Consider the following 18439-nt stretch of genomic DNA (forward strand, 5'->3'; position numbering starts at 1 on the left):
ATAGCGACAGACCTTAAACGTTGCCCGCTCCCCCTCTAACTTCGACTCTTCTCGACGACAAAGGGCCCTATGGCCAAGGCATCCATTGATGTACCCATAAAAGTACGCATTGCTTCGGCAGGTGTACACACGATTGGCTCTAGCTCATCATTAAAACTTGTGTTCATCACAGCAACTCCACCACCAAGCTTCTCCAGTCGATCTAAGATCGCCCAGAGCATAGGTTGTGTCGTGGCCGAAACTATTTGAGGGCGAGCAGTACCATCGACATGGACCACCGCTGGCACAAACTCAGCCGCGAAGGCTGTAACTTTGTCAGCGACCACCATAAATGGAGCGCACCTTAAATTCTCCAATACTATCTCCGCAGTCTCTTCTCGCAACATTGGCGCGATAGGGCGCCAGAACGCTCGACGTTTAACAAGGTTCATCTTGTCTCGTTCTGAAACACTGCCAGCCGAGCCAAGTATGCTCCTTTGCCCCAAAGCTCGGGGACCACCCTCCATTCGCCCCTGGAAGTAGCCCACCATCCGACCGGCAGCCAATAGAGAAGCAACGACTTCAGCTGGATCATCAAGAGCGCTCGGCACAAAGCCATATTCTCTTAAGGTCGCAGCCAATACAGCATCCGAGAATTCCGGACCTAAGGCAGTAGTTCGCATCTTCCCACACCTCGGCTCACCCAACAGGGCAGCAATATGCAAAGCCGATCCGATAGCGTTCCCTGCATCGTGCGCGATGGGTTGTACGAACAGATTCGCGAGCCCGGAGAAGCGACTCAACTTCCCATTGGCGGAACAGTTGAGAGCAACACCGCCCCCGACACAGAGATTACGGGATTCACTTACCCTAAGAGCGATATCAGCAAGGCGAAGCACAGAGCGCTCCAGGGTTCCCTGAACGCTCGCAGCGAAGTTCACCCCTGGAGGGAGACCGTCCCCACGGTCCCACGAGGGGCCCAATCTAAAACGGCTGAAGATTTCTCTCCAATGTCCATATACTCGCTCTGGCGAGACGTCGGTTGGATCCCAAACATCACCAGAAGGACGCGATACAAGCCGAACTATGTCTTCATCAAAGGAAAACATCTCATCAAAGCCGAGATCATCTTCACCGTAGGCGGCCAACCCCATTGCTTTACCTTCACCAAATACCCCCATGCCCAAATGATCCGAAGCAGCCGCATAGAAGTAACCTAGCGAATCCACCAGCGGCGCCTGTCGCAGCAGGTTCAGCTGACGTTCGACGCCATGAGCAATCGACACGGACACACGATCTCCCCAACCATCAACAACAAGCACCGCCGCTTCATCTAGGCCACTTGGATAGAACGCGCTACTCGCATGCGCCAGGTGATGAGAAACGCATGCGACACGCGGCCGACGTCGATACCTACCCGCTAGAACCGCGTCCAGTCGAGGACAGTTCGCCAATGGGACATCTAAACGCGCCGAAAATGTAACCTCAGGGTCCAGCCCAGGCATAAGACGCCTATACTCAGAATTGTCCACCCAGGGTACGACGAAGCAATCAACATCATCCACGGTGGCGCCTATAGCAGCCAGAACGTAATCGAACGAGTTTCGAGGCAGTTCTCCAACTGCGTGCTTACGGCGTGAAAATCTCTCCTGCTCAGCAAAAGCGACTACCTGACCGTCAAGCACTGCGGCTGCAGCACCGTCGTGCTCACCAGTATTAACTCCCACGATCAACATATTTGACTCTCCCGTCGTACTGCGGAGACTTGCCGCTAGGGACTTCTAGCTGTGCCGATGTCAGGCTGCCACGAAGGCGCGGACGTTGTGCACGATATGAGCAGACGGCGTTCGACCCGCTCGGCAATCTAGCAATCATCTCCATTGAAGCGAGTTCCTCGCCGAGTCAAATCTGCGAGACTTGGCGAGGGTGGCAGTTTGTCTTCGATGCGGTCGAATGTGCCACCGCTGCGGTGCGCGCGGCTTGACGTGTACATCTGCTTGGCAGACGCATTACAAGTCAATATAGGTCTCGATAGCTCCCTGGAAGTGAGGCGACCAATTATGGCGACACAGATTCACAGATCAACAAAGATTGATCTAGCCGTCGACCCGAACTAAATTGAGCGCAACAAAGGCTTCCTCCTCCACCTGTTATCATCTGGAACAGCATTTCGGCTTACTGGCCGCAAGAATGATCCGTCGCGTCAATCCTGCATGGGTTAGCGTCTCAACTGCCTCACTCACGATCCGCTGAAGGATCAACTCTTCACCGACGAGACGTGGGTCCAACGCAACTGCAGTGCGAGCAAGTTCCATCTCAGCTTCGTGAGCAGTTTGCACTTCTCTTATCCTCACCTTATCAAATCCCACGGCCGTTGCCGATCGCTGAAAGTCGACGCGCAGACGGGGAGCTACACGGTGGTCGGTAAGGTCGACCGCCTGCCAGGTCGTCGCCACGAATCGTCCGCCTGGCCGCAGAATCCGGGAGATCTCACCCATCGTGAGCTCAGCTGTCTCAGATGTCTGAAGCGCGTCTATCGACACAACGGCGTCGACGGAAGCGGAGCGAATCGGAAGTGCCTGCATGTCGGCCTGGACAAAGGAGCCAAGACCAGCAGGTGAGGGAAAGAGACTGCGGCGAGAGTTTGCCTCGACGGCGGCGACCCGTGATCGATCAACTCCAACTAGAGCACAGCTCAACTCTCGAGCGAGCCACAAACCCGGACCACCGCGGCCGCAACCCAGATCGACGAGCATATCTACATGGATCTCGCGCAAAGCTGTTCGTACTAATGCAAGCATTTCACTGGTGACGAACGAATATGGCTCCAGTCCAGCAGGTAACGCGCTGTCCAGCACTGGCCCGAATAAATGACGCGCCGTGGGCGAGCATGCGAACGAGGCGTAGGCGTCGTCATACAAGTCAGCGATCATTTTAAAACTACATTCACTACAGACTGACGCGCACCCAATAATCTGGCCCTACGATGGGGACGCGATGCGGCTGAGTGCACCGATGACGAATATTCATCGAGGGCCTCATCCGCCGAAAGTAGCCCGAACTCCTCAGCCGCCGTTGGCCCAGGCCGGGCCACACCACAGCGATGAAGACGATCAATAGTGTTTGCCAAATCTGCAGAGTCACAAGCACGAAACAGACTGACGTAGTCGAATCCTTCTATCTGCGCACTCACTGACGGGTCGTGGTCGCTTACGACAATATGTACGCCGTACCGCAAACCATCGAAGAATAGACCGCTTTCCTTAACAATTCCAGGGTGTCGACTGACGACGCAGGCGTCGGCGACGGCATATATGCCACGCAGGTCATCCCGACTCAGCGGCTGCTCGACAACGACGAGACGGCCCTGGAGATGAAGGGCGACCGACCGGAGGCGGCTTGAGTCGATGGGGTAGCCAGCCACGATAGCACGCACCCCAGGGCCCACCAAAGTTAACGCCGAGAGAATAGTCGCCACGTCCTTCGCAGGCCACCAGCCACCCACGACAGCGACGACGAAATCGCCCGCTTCGATCCCCCGTCGGCGCCTCCCTGCTGCTCGTTCCTTCGGATTGATGTAGAGCCGCCGATCTCGCAAGGCAAACGGACGAACGTGAATGCTGCCTCGCCATAGTCCCGATAAAGCATCGGCCACCCCTGCAGTGGGGCAAACAAGGCTAACTCTTTTTGCTACTCCGAAGCCGAGAAGGGCGACCTTGGCGGCAAACCGACCAACCGGCTTCTGCACGTCGTGGACAACCCGGATATGCCTACAACGGGACAGCGCGACCGACAAGCCTATGTACGAACTGCTGCCCGTGAGTAGCACGACTCGAGCGTCAGCTGGAGCCACGCGCCGAGCTACCCACAGCGAGACGACTTCGTCGATTAGGACGCGCAGCAGCCAGATGTCACTAGCCCCACCGTAGTCTCCTCGCTCTCGACGTCGCGCCTCGCGAACTCCAAGCCACGACCCGATTCGTCCAAGTCCCTTGGAAAGGAGACCAACGCGCGCAGCATCAGCTACCGACACACCCAGCTTGGCCATGGACCGATGGACGGTCTCGCTTGGTGGTCGCGCTCCGACTACGACCACCTTACGGCCTCGCTTCGCTGCTGCTGCTGCCGCGAGCATCATGACGCTATCGCCCCAGTGTCCGTTGTCGAGGTCCAGGTTCGGCTCAACGAGAACGAGAGGTTCCATCCATACCGAATCATCTACGCCGCGATGTACACCATTCCGCATCCTCAACTTTCCCCTCCTGCGTGCAGCTTGAAAGGATCCAGCATCGCCGGAACGTCTCCGCCCACAGGAAAATAGCATCCTGCTACGGTCACTTGGTGCGTATTGTGCTCGTAGTGCCGTCGCTGGGCGTCGGCGGATGTGAACGTTATGTCGCTACTATCGCTGGCCAATTGGGCCAGGTCGCCGACGTGGTCGTGGTCCACCAAGCCGTCATCAGTGAGGCGATGACGAACCTGCTCGGTAGTACACGCCGGCACTCACTTGACATCGTGTCGGGAACGCCCGACCCGATTAATCGCTTCCGCCTCGAACTGGCGTCGCTGCAGCCCGACCACATCGTCGCAGTGCTGCCCTTGCCGGTCGCGGAGCCTGGTGGCCCTGATCCGCTCGACCTCCTCGATGCCGCGGCCGCACTCTGCGCCACCACTGTCGTATTCCAGTTGGCACATTTGCCCGATCTCCTTCCACCAAGCGACCGAAGGCGTGCTCATCGCCTTCTGACCAGCACCGATCAGCGGTGGATAGCGGTTTCAGCGCAGAACCGATCAGCGTTGGCGTCATCGTTTCTCGTTCCGGTCGATCTTGTCTCACTGGTGCCAAACGGAACATCTACACCGCCGGCATGCCAGATCCTCCAAATGGGTGTCTCCTCGCCGGGGGTGCCAATCCTTCTCCAAGTCGGGCGTCTCGTCCGGTGGAAAGCGCAGGAGGACTCGATTCGGGCCTTGACCTATATGACTCGTCCTGCCACCTTATGGCTGGTGGGCGAGGGGTATGACCGCGAACGCCTGGCTGACCTAGCTCACGAACTCAACGTCAGCGACAGCGTCAAGTTTCTGGGCATGCGTGACGATGTGGACGAGTTGATGGCGCGCGCTGACGTGGTCCTACACCCCACGCTGGCCGAAGGTGCGAGTTTCGCCCTACTGGAGGCGATGGCCGCCGCACGGCCAATTGTTGCGTCAAGCGCGGCCAGCAACCCAGAGCTAGTTCGGCACGGCAGTGAAGGGTGGATCCACCCTGCTAAGCGCCCCGACCTTCAGGCTGCCCATATCGATGATGTCCTGGCCCGTCCCGAGGAAGCTCGACGGCGTGCACTTCTCGCTCACAGTCGAGTGAGCACCGCCTACACCGCAGAGGGCATGATCAGCGGACTTTGGTCGGCCATAAAGCGCAGCATTTAGAATGTCAATACCGGTGTGAGTTGGCGTCGAGAGCTCGACGCCAACCGCCCAAAATACTCTGGAGCTTCAGCGAACGGCACACGATCTGTTACGAGCATGGCCGGAACGTCGGGTCGGCCTCTAAGCTTGCGGATAGTCTCATCGGAGAGGCGACTGCGGGACCACAGGGTTTCGGTACCAAGTGGCAGCCGATCCACCTGAGCGGCGACTAGCCACAGCGAACCATGATGAAACTCGTCGCCAAGGAACAGTTCCGTCGCTGGGGCCGTATGGAACGCCAGATCGACCACGACGCCGCCGGGCCGAACCGACCGTAGTGCGTCTGCCACTCCCGCTGCGGTAGGCCGGGTCTGGAATGCTACGTCGGCCCCGCCGGCTATCTCAGGCCCGATCGCCCATCGCGACCGGAAATGAACCCCGGCGTCGTGCAGTGAATCATCAAAGGTCTCTAGTCCAAGCGACTCGGCGACAGAGCGTCGCCATGGGTCCCGCTCGACGACAAGGACAGATTCGGCGCCGCACTCGAAAGCGAGCACAGCAACTAGAAGGCCTACCGCTCCCCCTCCCAAGACAACAACTTGTCTTTGGTCAACTCCAGCTCTGAGGCTGTCTACCCCACGTCCTGCTTCAACTACGGCGGCATGTAGCAGGGCGTTGGCCGCCACAGGTCCTAGGGTGGAGACGAATACCCCTGCCTCATCGGGTAGATCGTTGGGCAGCGGTATCAAACTAGAGGCATCGGCAGCGATATGAATAGTTCGATGACCCGCTGCCATCGCTACCCGGGTACCGACCGAAAGGTGACTCAATCCAGGTTGGATAACGACGCCGGTCTGCATGTAACCGAGTGATGTGATCGGGTATAGGGCACGCTGATCGGAGGCTCGAAACAGCCCGCGACGCCAGTCGAAGCCTCTGATATGAGCAGGATGCTTCCCTGCGACAATCGCTAGCTCAGTCCCTAGTGAGATGGCGCTGAGCATCGTCTCCACGACGACTGCAGTGTCGGGCACGTCCACCTCAACCGTGCGCAGCCCAACTCGGCCCGGCCCTTCCACGACGAGGGCGTGAGTCTCGAGTCTCACAACTTTCGCGCGCCACGCGCGGTATCGGCTATCGCCACCGCGACCTCATGGGACAGGAGGGCATCGGTGTAGGACACAAGAGAGTCGGAAGGCCCACCTTCGAGAGCCCGCAGAAAGGTTTCGGCCTGGGCGGCGAAGGGATCGCGATCGCACATCAGGCGCACAGTTCGTGCTCCATCAACGACGGTCATTACATCTTCCGTGAGGGTAATGGCCCGTCCCTCGCATATAAGTTCGAGGGCGACAGTATGGCGTCGCGGTAAGGTGCAGGAGCTGGCAAGGACCGCAATACTTCCCGTAGCGAACTCCACCAGGGCGGCGGAAGAGCTGGCGACGTCTGCGCCAGTGGCGCGGCCAGCGGTAGGAACGGACCGCGAGCTCAAAGCTCTAATCCCAACTACTTCGCCGAGGAGTAGTCGACAGAGGTCAATCAGGTGCGTCGCTTGTTCAACAACCTGACCACCGGACCGCGCTTGGCATCCCCACCATGGCACTGTGGGAAAGCCGTCATGCCACTGGGCAACTGCCATGTGGGCGGGACTCTCTGCAAGCATCAACCGTACGTCCTCAAGCCGGTCGAGGTGGCGCCAATGGTATCCCACCGACGTCATTAGCCCTGCTCTGTCAATGGAAGCGGAGATCGCCCTCGCCATGTCAAGGTTGGGAGGGAGCGGCTTCTCTACGAAGAACGGAACACGCCGATCAACGAGCGCCTGCTCGACCGCTCCATGGGCGTCCGGCGGCACACAAACGAACACAGCATCAATTGACTCGGTTGCAAGCAAGTCTGAGAGAGAGTTTGACGCTATCGCTCGATTGCACTCGGCGAAGGCAAAAGCCTTCGCATGGTCTACGTCGTGCACGGCGACGATCCGAGCGCCGGCAGCGGTAACCGCAGCGGCATGTCGACTAGCGATGAACCCGGCTCCGATGAACCCAACATTGGGCATGACACTTCCTACTGAGTTCCAGCGGACGCATTGCGCCGCTCTGCGATTACCTCGGAAAGGCTGCGGCCAACTTGCAGGAAGCCGAGCGCCAACAACTGATCGGGACCGTGGTACCGAAGCGTTCGGGGACCCGCAAGGCGGATTGGACAGTCACCTTCAAGCTTGGACGCGTAGCGCGAGTACTCATCCTGCGCACTCCATCCATAACGTCGCTCAGCCACTGCAACTCGAGCTTTCGCGACCGTGCTCCCCGTGAGGCTGTGGTGAACAAGGATCGCGCTGGTAGGAGCGAGGATCGCGCCCTGGACTAGATGGGGGTGACTCAGCCACACCCCAGCGCACGGATGCAGGAGAGCATGCTTCGTGATCCACAGCGGGCGCTCGAATCCCAAGAGGTGGTGCCGGAACCCATTGAGCTGGAATACCATCCCCGCAGCATTCGACGTGTCGACCTGAACTTCGTGTTGCGTTGCGAAGTCGGTGTAGTTGGCCGACACCACGTGGTCAAGCTCGAAACGATCGTGTGCGGCGGGGTCGAAACAATTATCCTTCGGATCAAGAATGGGCGGGAATACGTCAAGAAGGTGCGCCACCATCCCGGACACCCCCAGGGATTTGAGGTGGGCGACCAGTTCAGCGAGCGACACAACGTCACTGCCCGGAAAGTCGAACATCTCGTCAATATCGACTAGGAGGGCCCACCGGCGTCCTGTGCCAGCACGTCGGACAAGATAGGATTTCATCGCGGTCTCCCAGCGGGGGAACGCCAAACCACATTTTAGGACCTCGACGCGCGTCCCGAAGTCCAAGGCCCGCTGAATAGTGTCGTCGCGCGACCCATTATCGAGGACAGTGATCCGATCTACACCCAGCGCCAGGTAGTGCCGCAGGAAGACGTCGACGAAGGGCCCACCGTCTCGGACGATAACTCCAACCCCGACACCTGATCGCCTATCGACGGGCTGACGATGTCGCACCGCTCGCACGCGGAGCGCGACAATGACCACCCGCAGCCATAACTGAAACTGGCGAACGCGATGCCGGATCCGCGCTCGCCACGAGTGCTTGCCTTCACGACGAGTCATGCCAGCACTACTGAAGCCATGGCGACAACCACAGCGTCTGCCCAGTTGGCGGGAAGCGAATCAACCATCATTGAAGCCCGGCGCGCAAGTTCGGCCCGCCGATGCGGCGCACCTGCAAGGGTAACGATCGCATCCGCCAGTGCCCCGCGATCACCTAGAGGACAGAGCAATCCGTTAATGCCGTCATCAACCAGTTCGGCCACGCCGCAGGCACGAGTGGCCACGATAGGCACGCCGGCTTCCATCGCCTCAAGTAGAACAACCGGACGAGACTCGATGTCGGATGCCGAAATGTACAGGTCCGCCAAAGGAAGCAGCTCACTGACATCAACCTCGCTGCGGACATGGGTGAACGCGTCTGAGAACTTCTCATCCTCAGCAAGCGACGCAAGCCACGCACCGTAGGTCGAAGTTCCAGGGCCGGCAAGGAGAAGGTGCAGGTTGGGTACAAGACGGCGAGCACGCGCCGCGGCTGCGACCAACAGGCCAGGATTCTTGCGTTCTTCAAGCGTGCTGACAGACACGACGAGGAATGCATCCTCCGGGATCTGCCACCAGCGCCGGTCTCGATGTGATGGCTTGCGCCACTCAGCCCTCATGGAAGCCCGAAATGGGATCACTCGGCTGCGAGAGGAATGGACATGCAACGCGAACAGATCTTGAGTCTCCTGGGAGACGGACAAAACTGCATCCGCTGCCGCGAGACACCGCTCGAACGCATCGATAGCCAGAGCTGATGGCGCACCGAACTCGAATACCGAAGCCCATAGCACGGCTGGCGTATAACTCTCATGGATGGCCCAGCAGAACGGCACTCCCAGTCGCCGGGACGCTTCGGCTGTCGCTAGGCCCTCGACAGTATTGACCAGAACGACATCGGGCCGCCGAACAACGAGTTCACCGACACTCCGGGCTACTGCATCCTCGAATGCTTCGTCGTCCCGAGCAACAGCCAGGCCAAGAGAGATATCGCCGGCACGTGCGGGTGGTAAAACGTCCACATCAGCCCAGTCGGTCCGCTTGAGAGCGTCCGACACTTCGCCAAGCCACCACTGGGCGCCACCTGCCCCCTCCGCGTGGGGCGCTAAAAGGATGATATGACGACCGCCTCGCAGGACGGGCTTTCGGGTGACTGCTGACTCCGGCACACCGAGAACGCGAGGCGGGACCTGCTGCACGTGTAGCCATCCCAAGTCGTGCACAAGAGGATCACCACGATCTGGACCGATGAGGCTTGCTCGCACTACGGTCGCAGAGGGATCGACGCTAACAGCACTGCGGAATCCAAATACCGCCGCGTCGCTGTTGAGACCTTCTATGCGATGAGGTGGAATTAGAACACGAACTGGATGAATCGTGCCGTCGATGACAAGGTTCAGGGGGTCGAGATGATCACTGGCAAGGCCAACGAGGTAGAGGGCAGCATGGCTCCCGTAACGCCGCACTGCAGCTCGCACCTGGACCCTGCTGTCACCAGAGTCTGCCGACGTCGTGATCACCCACCTTCAAGTCCTGGCACAGTTAAGGAGATCATGGTGAGAGCAACGCCCTTCGCAGTCCTAGCCACTGCCCGGTCCGGCTCATGGCATCTCGTCGAGCTACTCAATAACCATCCTAACATCGTCAGCAACGGCGAGATCCTTAATTCCGACGACACAAGTTGGCCTGCAGACGCTCGGCCTATGGGGAGCACGGCATGCGACGTAGTCGACTGGGCTTTACGGGAGGCGCCCGGACGGGGATCGAAGGGCTCTACCGCCGCCCGCGGCGTGAAGATCCTTGACGAACAGTTTCTCGCCAACCCAGGCCTTTGGGAACACCTCGTAAGCATTCCCGACTTGAAGATCGTTCTCCTTCGTCGGCCCAAGATGCTCCACTCGCTGCGGTCCAAGCGCCAGGCCGAAACGACAGGTGTGTGGCAAGTCGTTATGACCGTCAGCGAACCACAACCTGCACCTGTCGTGCGCCTTGAACTGGACGAGTGCCTCCGCTACTTCAGCGCCGTAACAACGTTCATCGCCGATGTTCGCGTGGCTTTTTCCAGCCGCATCCACGAGGTGACCTACGAGGATCTATGCGATCGCAGTGCGGACACCTTGACTGGCATATGCCGGTTTCTCGAAGTGCCGCCACACTCCGAGTTTGCATCGGTCTTGCGGCGTCAGGAGACCCGCTCTCCGTCTGACGTGATCGTCGGCTACGACGAACTCATCGATCAGCTACAGAGAACCCAATGGGGGGACCCCAACACACGACCACCTGGGGTCGAGCAGCCCTGGTAATAGCGTGGAAGCGCACGCGCGGCAATGCTCCGAAGGTGCACACCACAGTCTGCCGGGAAGCTCGCTTTCGGTCGACACAGCGATCACACATGGGTGTCTGCGGGCCGATTGCCGGCTTCTGCCACAGCGCGCGAGTTGTCATACGGCTGCGAGCGACTGATAGTTCTGCACGCCGGCGGATTTCCAGATATCTGCCCTACCCGGCCGTCACAGGCCGCATCACGGCCGGTACGGGATCGAGGCCTAGCATCCAGCTTTCAACTCACCCAAACCTCACCGAGTACCACCATATCCCTAATCTCTTAGGTCGTTCCTGCAACCCGTCCGATACAGTCCTTAAGAAGTGCAACCTATGGAATATAGGACTAGCGAGGAGCATATTTTGAGACGTAAACGCGTAGTAATAGTCGGGGGCGCAGGTTTCCTCGGCTCGCACCTGTGCGAGCGTATGCTACTGGACGGCCTCGAGGTGATTTGCGTTGACAACTACCTAACCGGCAATCCGGAGAACGTCACACACCTGACCGAACTAGGGCCGTTCACTACGTTGCGTTGCGACATTACTGATTCAGTCGAAATCTCTCACGATGTTGACGTGGTTCTAAATTTTGCTTCGCCGGCGTCACCGATCGACTATCTCCGCCTGCCTATTCAAACACTCAGGGCTGGCGCCATTGGCACGCAGCACACACTTGACCTCGCAAGAGAAAAGACGGCTCGATATATTCTCGCGTCGACCTCCGAGGTCTACGGTGACCCACAAATTCATCCTCAAAACGAAGAATACTGGGGCAACGTCAACCCAATCGGACCCCGCAGCGTATACGATGAAGCAAAACGATACGCGGAAGCGCTAACGATGGCCTACCGTCGCACCTACCAGGTCAACACGGGCATCGTTCGCATTTTTAACACATATGGACCCGGGATGAGCGTAAACGACGGCAGAGCTATTCCGACATTCATCTGGCAAGCCTTGAAGGGGCGCCCACTGACTGTAACTGGAGACGGTAGCCAAACACGATCAGCCTGCTACGTCGATGATCTTGTGAACGCGGTAACCCGAATGGTGGACGCCGACATAAGCGGGCCGGTCAACCTTGGAAATCCTGAGGAACTTTCAATTCTTGAGCTCGCAAATAGGATCCGAACTATTGCAAGTTCCGAATCCACCATCAGATTCATCTCAAGGCCGGTCGACGACCCCGCGATCCGACGGCCCGACATATCTTTGGCCAGCGAACTTCTAGGATGGACGCCAATAGTCAACTTAAACGATGGACTAAATAGGACAATTGACTGGTTCCGCCGTCTAGACATAGCCGAATGTCGCAATGGAAGAAATGGCGATATTCACGCTTCTCAGCGCCCGTCCAGCGGACCAGCCACGCCCACCTGGAAGCCGTAGTCGCGATAGATGGCGATCTCCGCGTCCACCTCTGCTGAGACTCTTCCAGCACCGAGAGCGCAGTTGGCGCACACGTTATTCCGATGACGATCATCCGATGTTCTGGAACGGATGACTTGATTGCCATTAAGATTTGTCGAGAATCCAATGAAGGGCGGCTGAGATCATCTTCGTTTGCCGACTCCTCCTCGTGCGTAGCAAAGCGCGCGAGCGGTCCGCCAAGTCAAGCGGACTCGGCGTGCACAGCTTGTATCACGCATGGGCTTGCGCGCGGTCGAGAGCGGCAAGGTACTGTCGCCTAGTTTACGAACGGAGTATTTGTTCGCGCAGAGTTATTCGCTGGACATAATCGAGCTGGCGCGCGAACTTTTTCCGTCCTCGTAGATAATAAAACTGCACGTGCGCAGCAGGTCTAACAGTACTGCGGGACGGCCTGGTTGGTGCCCGTCCCGCATCCCGGTCATGGATTCCTACTACGTGAACTGAGTGCCCGGCCTTAGGAGCCATCCCGCGTGACGGCTGCAGGGCGGGCCTCACGCCCGGAATGAGACAGGTAGGACTACTACTCAAGGCAAGGAAGGGCTATGTGGGTGAATAGTGTGCGGCTTCGCCCTCGGAAATCGAGAAAGACATAGGAAAGAGGCCGACGAACAGTCGACCTCTTTCCTATAGGCAATCAGGATTCTGCTCGTCAATTCTGAGAGTCTGCATTGAAAGCATTTCCGTCAATGAGTGTTGACTGTCTCCTCGCACATCTCGGCTACTCGCCCAGGATCCCGATCAAGGGTGAACGTGTCGATGAAGACGATCACAGCCTCGGCATGCCGAGCCTTCGCAACCGCAAGGGTGTCAGCAAGGCGTGGCGCCACGAGGCCGCGATCGGATGCTTCGAACGGGTGGCGAGCAATCACCACACACTTACCAACGTAGGGATCGTCGTACAGGGCCGCTGCTGCCGGCGTGCCCTCGAGCATCGTTGCGCTGTACGCCTTCGCCCATCGTTCTAGCGCCTTGGACTCCTCGGCGACTCGAATGCGCAGACCTCGGCCCATGAGTACGCCGAACAGGTCAGACGCCAGCCTCCAGTCGAGCAGTGCATGGTAGGCCATGTTGCCGTAGTCGCGGAGACACCTGTAGCACGAAGAATCACACTCCGTGGCGTGGACAGCCCCAGACAGTTCTTCCAGGTAGACGTCGATGCGGCTCAGGAGATCGGGTAGCACCGCTTCGCTGCCAAGGTGGCTGCTGAAGCCGGCGCCGTTCTCCAGGGTGTCCGCGATGAACGCGAACGGGACTGGCGTGCCATTGATGTTCCCAGCGTAGATTCCGGCGTTCAGCTCCCGCGGCTCCACGTCTAGGAGGGCTGCCGCCGTGGTTCGCAGCAAGAACGCTAGGGAGTACCACGCTCCACGCCGTCCGTCGGCCAAGTCTCGCGCGCCTGAAGGCTGTCGCCGACCGACCGACAGGTCAAGCCTCATCCCGTGGTCCGAGGTTGAACGCTGTGGCCCGAGGAACAGGAAGTCTGTTGGTTGCACTGCGCCGAGGGCGACGTGGAAAGGATCGCCACCAGCGGCGTTCGGGTGCAGCAGGCCCTTCTCGATCGCGTCGAGCGAGACGTACCCGCCCCAGTCGAACTTGTCGTCTGAGACAGCGCTAAGGGCGAACAGCTGGCCGCTGTTGTCATTGATCACGAATCGGCGGCCAGGTCCGGAGTAGACGACCGCGGCCTTCTGCTGAACCTGAGTGAGGGCAGCGAGGTTAGTGTGCGCGCGCGACGAGATGGACTTGGGCGACCATGAGAAGTTGCCGTCGAAGTCACGAGCCTTGCCCGCGCGGAATCCGAGCGGCTCCCTCAGCGGCATCGTGCTATAGGTGCCGGGTGGTGCGCCGCATTGCGGGCAATCAGCCGCGTCCACCAGGTCGTCAGCGCTGGGTGGCGCCTCCGTGAGGTAGGAACAGGAGCGGCAGACGCTGATCTGCCGCTGCGGTCCCAGTGGCTCGGCTTCCGGCTTCGGGGTGGGGCGTATGGGCTTGAATGCGGTTATGCCGACTACTGGATGGACTTCGCCGTCGCGAACGACTTCGCTCGGGGGCGCGAACTGTCCCACAGCCATGGCCAGGTCACGGTCGATCACGCCAGGCGGTGGCCATGGGTACGCCTTCTTCGGGCGTTGCAAATGCAGGTAGCGGACGCTGGACGGGAATCCGAACATCGGCAGCACTCCGTGGCCGGCGAGCCGCTGGCTCAGTTCATGATGCCCAGCTGGCGCGTCCACAGCCTCATCGATGACCGATACAAGGCGCTCGCTACACGCGCGTGCTACTTCTGCAGAGCTGCCGGCGAACGGGGTGTGTCCTGCCAGCGCTGCTGCCGCACGCTCCACAACCTCGATGTTGTTGCGTAGCCAGTTGTCCAGCTCAACACGCAGTCTGGGCCAATCGGACACCAGCCCGAACTGGCCGTGGACATTCGTCGTGAAGTCCAGCGCCTCACCGTTTCCGATGATGTCGGCAGAGATGTCCGCCATGGCAAGACGCAGCACCTCACTGCGCAGTGACCGGGTGTAGATCTCGTTCCGGTCCAGCGTCAGGTACGGCTTGGGCGTCGGCTCGTTCGTGATCGCTTCCGGGCGGTCGAAGTAGTACTCGTCATGACTGCGGCCACGACACACGGTCAGTGCGACGGCTACCGGTGTGTCCCGGCGTCCAGCGCGTCCGACACGTTGCTGGTAGTTGAACCTCGTAGGGGGCATGTTGCCTAGCACCACCGCCGACAACGCTCCGATATCAACACCTGCCTCCATCGTGGTGGTGACCGAGAGGAGGTCAACCGCATCGGGCAGCTCGTACTCGTCCCGTTCGAGAAAGACCCCTTGGAATCGTGACTGCCGCGACTGTGCGTCGATGCGATCGGTCTGTCCCGTGAGCTCAGCGCAGTTGAGCCTGAAGCGCCCGTCCCCGCTGATGGCCTTCCACGCGTAGTAGTCGTCTTCGGTCTGCGACGCGGAAGGTTCTGTCGGCAAAGGGGCATGACATTTTGTGCATCTGCCGCACCCGACGTTGAGATGTTGCCGCTGGCAAGAGGTGCACGTCCAAGCTTGTCCAGTTGCTGCTCGCAGCGTCACCTTGCGGGGATCGATGACGTAGTCGCGCACTGCATCGCCCCACCTGGCGATGACCATGTCGCGCATGTCGTCCATAGCTGGCCCGCCGCGGTGTTCGATCTCTTTCCACAGGTCACGCAGCCTGGTGGTGGGTTCGGGCCTTCCGTCGCGTAACCCGTTGAAGCGCCGCTGGTCAGCCAGGACTCGCAACGCAGCTCTGGTGTATGCAGTTGGCGTGTCTGGAGACGAGTCTGCAGGGTCCTGGTCGTCGTCGACGGACAACCATCCCAGTCCAAGTGACTCGAAGTCCCTGCCGCTTCCCGAGAACAGACCTTGGAGCATCTCTGTCTGTAAGGAATCCTGAATCGAGGACAGCAGGGCGTCTTGCTCAGAACTCAGGTTTCCTCGAGGCCTCGGCGGCTTCGATTCCCAGTCGTACAAACTGGTCCACCGCACTAAGGTGGCGCCCCACCCCCGTTTTTGCAAGCTGGCTTGGGGACCACCGGGGTTGATTCCCATCGACAACAGGTCACCGGCTAGGGCGCCGGACAACTCCGCGAGCGTGAGCGGCCGTGCCATCTGCGCGGCGAGTGATCGTTCCTGCTCCAGAGTGGTGCCTGGTGCCCCCTCCCAGACATCACGCAGAGCGTTGAAGGCAGCGTTGTCGCGTTCACGCAAGCGGCGCAACGCCAGGAACGAGGCTTCGCTGCGAACGCCGTTGACAACATGTTCGCGCGCCAGGGCCACATCTTCAGCGGAAGTGGCGCCTTGGCGCAGCTGTGTGTAGAGGAGCAGCCGCAGCAGGTCCTGATAGTGGCGCAGTCCCAGGCCAGCTGAGAGCTTCGCTGCATCCTGGCGACTGTCGGTGAACACGATGACCTTGCGCTCGTCCTCGACGAGGTCGGCAGCCAGTTCAGTCGTGAGCACCTGATTGATCTTTTCGAAACCGGTGCGCATCCCACGGATGGGCGAGCGCTGGCGCCTCCGATCAGTCAGTGGGAGCGGCCCGGGACCGTACTTGATCTCCCAATCGTCTCCGCACGAGGGACAACGGGTGGGATACGGGCTGAGCGCCTCCGGGTTGATCCGGGCGCTGCCGGCCTTATTCCGGCTGGCGGTAACGTGGAAACTCCAGCCGGTGAACCCGTCCGGATCGTTGCGCAGTTCACCCTTGTGCGGGTCGAGGACACTGCGGCGGAACGCGTAGCTCACTGCGTTCTTGTCGGCGGTCCACTTGATGTCGTCAAGCTGGGCCAGTGTGGCCGCGGCACGAGGCCAGTAGACGAGGTAGTTCGCAGCGGTGCGGTCGAGCTTGACCTGGTCTGGCAGTTTGGACAGCTCGGGGATGTCGGCCAAGAGCATGGTGTCCACGCTGGAGCGTTGTGTGGCTCCTGAGGGCGCAAACCCGCCTAGCAATACGTCGCCGCAGTTCTGGCAGTACAACAGCTCGAGCACTCTCGCACTGCAGCTGCAGCGCGAGACTGGTTCGGGGTAGAGCTTGCCTACAGTGCGATCTGGGTAAGCACCTCCAGGTACGTCGGGGCAGCGCGAGTCGGTGCATGCCCACATGCCAGGCACGTTGCGGAAGAACAGATGTGCTCGCAATCGCGGGTCGCCAGGTTCCGAGTTTCGTGCAAGTTCGTCGAGCATCCGCTCTAGAGCTGACTCGGCGATGTCCGTCTGGCCGTCGGGAAACAGCCGCCTGGCCAGGGCCGCTGCAGGTTTGGCGACCGCGGTCGTACCGGTTTCGCCAGCCGGGTCGTAGAACGCACGGCGCAGGGCATCGACAACGCCGAGCTCGCGTGCCAGCGGCGCGGCGTGACCGGGCGCCGCGGCTGCGATCTTCACCGCGTCCGCCGGTGTCCCGCCGGCCCCATCGGCGGGCCTCACCGTGTCGCCAGCAATGAATCGGAAGGTGCTGGCATCCACGCCGAAGAACTCCTGCAGGTATGCCCTGTCGCGATGTGGATCCAACGAGGCGCTCGCCGCCAGCACACGCAGCTGTCCGGGCCGCTGGTCTAGTCCCAGGCGGCTCTTCAGCGTGCGGATCAAGTAGGCGACTTCAGTTCCAGCGGTACCGCGGTACATGTGGAGCTCGTCCACGACGAGCGTGAACCGGTTGTCCACGCTCTCGTCGAGCCACTTGCGCGTCGATTCGAAGAAGTGCCCGTCACGCTCGCGCAGCAGCATGACGTTGAGCATTGAGTAGTTGGTGATGAGGATGTCGGGCGGTGCTGCCGACATGTCCCACCGCGAGCGCATTTCAGCGCCGTCGAGGCGCGGCACGAAGTACTGGATCTCCTCGCGCCCCGACTCGCGGGACTCCGCGCGCGCTTGTATGCCACGCTTTTCGGTTTCGCGCAGGTAGGTACGCAGGTCTTTCACTGCGAGTGAGTTGGCCGGACTGCCGGTCACTGGCGTCGCGCCGGTGTAGCGGCCGAAGTAGAACCGGTGGCCGCGGCGGTTCGCGTCCAGCCACTGTCTCGCGGTGTCGCTGTCGAGCGCTTTGCGCAACCTGGTGAGCTGGTCGTCGACCAACGCGTTCATCGGATAGAGGATCAAGCCGCGAACGGCTGCGGAACGCCCGGTTTCGCCGCTGCGCTGCTCGGTGAACGGTGTCGTGTCCGAGCGCCACCAGGGCTTCGCGGGTTCGGCCAGCCCGCCCTGCCACTGCTTGGACTCTTCCAAGAGCGTCGCCAGCAGGGGCAGAAGGAACGACTCCGTCTTGCCCGACCCCGTGCCGGCGGTGATCACCATGTTCTGACCACGCGTCAGGCCTGCGGTGAGGGCCTCTTCCTGATGCTGATAGAGCGGGCGCCCCACTGGGATGAGGCCTGCGTTCGCGAAGTCTGCGAGCTCGGGTGGCGCTCCGGCGGCTACGGCGGATTCTGCGAGTGACCGCTGCGCGGTCACGTACTCCTGCCGTAGTTCGAGCAGCGGAAGGCGGTAGATGCCCCCATCGCGGTTCAGCAGGTCGCGCCGCTCCTTTTCCAGTCGGCGGTCGGCGAGCCCGAAGGGCGTGTCATAGTACCTCAAGTACGCATCCCGAAGGCGCTGGAAGGTTGCCAGCGCGCCAAGGTGGCGCTGAGGTTCATCGTGCGGAGAGCTCACTCGCT

General features: G+C 60.2%; 11 protein-coding genes. 4 read left to right on the top strand and 7 right to left on the bottom strand.

Features of this window, described 5'->3' with window-relative positions:
• Nucleotides 1-35 precede the first annotated feature (35 nt).
• Together OG205_RS09360 and OG205_RS09365 are read right to left on the bottom strand one after the other, a co-directional pair.
• The gene (locus OG205_RS09360) at nucleotides 36-1715 is read right to left on the bottom strand and encodes a carbamoyltransferase family protein (protein ID WP_330275854.1); all 1680 of its coding nucleotides are present in this window, start codon (nucleotides 1713-1715) and stop codon (nucleotides 36-38) included.
• Between the two features lie 417 nt (nucleotides 1716-2132).
• Nucleotides 2133-2912 carry a class I SAM-dependent methyltransferase gene (locus OG205_RS09365; protein ID WP_330275855.1) on the bottom strand — a complete coding sequence of 260 codons (780 nt, stop codon included), beginning with the start codon at nucleotides 2910-2912 and terminating at the stop codon, nucleotides 2133-2135.
• A gap of 344 nt (nucleotides 2913-3256) precedes the next feature.
• Between OG205_RS09365 and OG205_RS09370 the strand changes: the two genes are divergently transcribed.
• Both OG205_RS09370 and OG205_RS09375 read left to right on the top strand, forming a co-directional pair.
• Nucleotides 3257-3382, top strand: a complete 126-nt coding sequence (locus OG205_RS09370) for a hypothetical protein (protein ID WP_330275856.1) — start codon at nucleotides 3257-3259, stop codon at nucleotides 3380-3382.
• A gap of 938 nt (nucleotides 3383-4320) precedes the next feature.
• Nucleotides 4321-5409 carry a glycosyltransferase family 4 protein gene (locus OG205_RS09375; RefSeq protein ID WP_330275857.1) on the top strand — a complete coding sequence of 363 codons (1089 nt, stop codon included), beginning with the start codon at nucleotides 4321-4323 and terminating at the stop codon, nucleotides 5407-5409.
• Here the strand turns inward: OG205_RS09375 and OG205_RS46735 are convergent.
• The 4 genes from OG205_RS46735 to OG205_RS09385 form a co-directional block, all read right to left on the bottom strand.
• Nucleotides 5406-6392 carry a zinc-binding dehydrogenase gene (locus OG205_RS46735; RefSeq protein WP_442916812.1) on the bottom strand — a complete coding sequence of 329 codons (987 nt, stop codon included), beginning with the start codon at nucleotides 6390-6392 and terminating at the stop codon, nucleotides 5406-5408. The genes OG205_RS09375 and OG205_RS46735 overlap by 4 nt on opposite strands.
• Nucleotides 6393-6490: 98 nt before the next feature.
• Nucleotides 6491-7444, bottom strand: coding sequence for a Gfo/Idh/MocA family protein (locus tag OG205_RS46740; RefSeq protein ID WP_442916774.1), 954 nt, complete (start codon nucleotides 7442-7444; stop codon nucleotides 6491-6493).
• A gap of 8 nt (nucleotides 7445-7452) precedes the next feature.
• Nucleotides 7453-8529 carry a glycosyltransferase family 2 protein gene (locus OG205_RS09380; RefSeq protein WP_330275858.1) on the bottom strand — a complete coding sequence of 359 codons (1077 nt, stop codon included), beginning with the start codon at nucleotides 8527-8529 and terminating at the stop codon, nucleotides 7453-7455.
• On the bottom strand, nucleotides 8526-9566 hold the full coding sequence (locus OG205_RS09385; RefSeq protein WP_330275859.1) for a glycosyltransferase family 4 protein: 1041 nt from the start codon (nucleotides 9564-9566) through the stop codon (nucleotides 8526-8528). Before OG205_RS09385 ends, OG205_RS09380 begins: the two co-directional genes overlap by 4 nt.
• Before the next feature lie 732 nt (nucleotides 9567-10298).
• On the opposite strand from OG205_RS09385, the gene OG205_RS09390 reads away from it, so the two are divergent.
• Together OG205_RS09390 and OG205_RS09395 are read left to right on the top strand one after the other, a co-directional pair.
• Nucleotides 10299-10811, top strand: a complete 513-nt coding sequence (locus OG205_RS09390; protein ID WP_330275860.1) for a sulfotransferase — start codon at nucleotides 10299-10301, stop codon at nucleotides 10809-10811.
• Nucleotides 10812-11163: 352 nt separating this feature from the next.
• On the top strand, nucleotides 11164-12219 hold the full coding sequence (locus tag OG205_RS09395; RefSeq protein WP_330275861.1) for a UDP-glucuronic acid decarboxylase family protein: 1056 nt from the start codon (nucleotides 11164-11166) through the stop codon (nucleotides 12217-12219).
• 725 nt (nucleotides 12220-12944) lie between these two features.
• Here OG205_RS09395 and OG205_RS09400 read toward each other — a convergent pair.
• The gene (locus OG205_RS09400) at nucleotides 12945-18434 is read right to left on the bottom strand and encodes a DEAD/DEAH box helicase (RefSeq protein ID WP_330275862.1); all 5490 of its coding nucleotides are present in this window, start codon (nucleotides 18432-18434) and stop codon (nucleotides 12945-12947) included.
• Between the last annotated feature and the right edge of the window lie 5 nt (nucleotides 18435-18439).

It is taken from the genome of Lentzea sp. NBC_00516 (assembly GCF_036346835.1).
In the GTDB taxonomy this organism is placed as follows: Bacteria; Actinomycetota; Actinomycetes; order Mycobacteriales; family Pseudonocardiaceae; genus Lentzea; species Lentzea sokolovensis.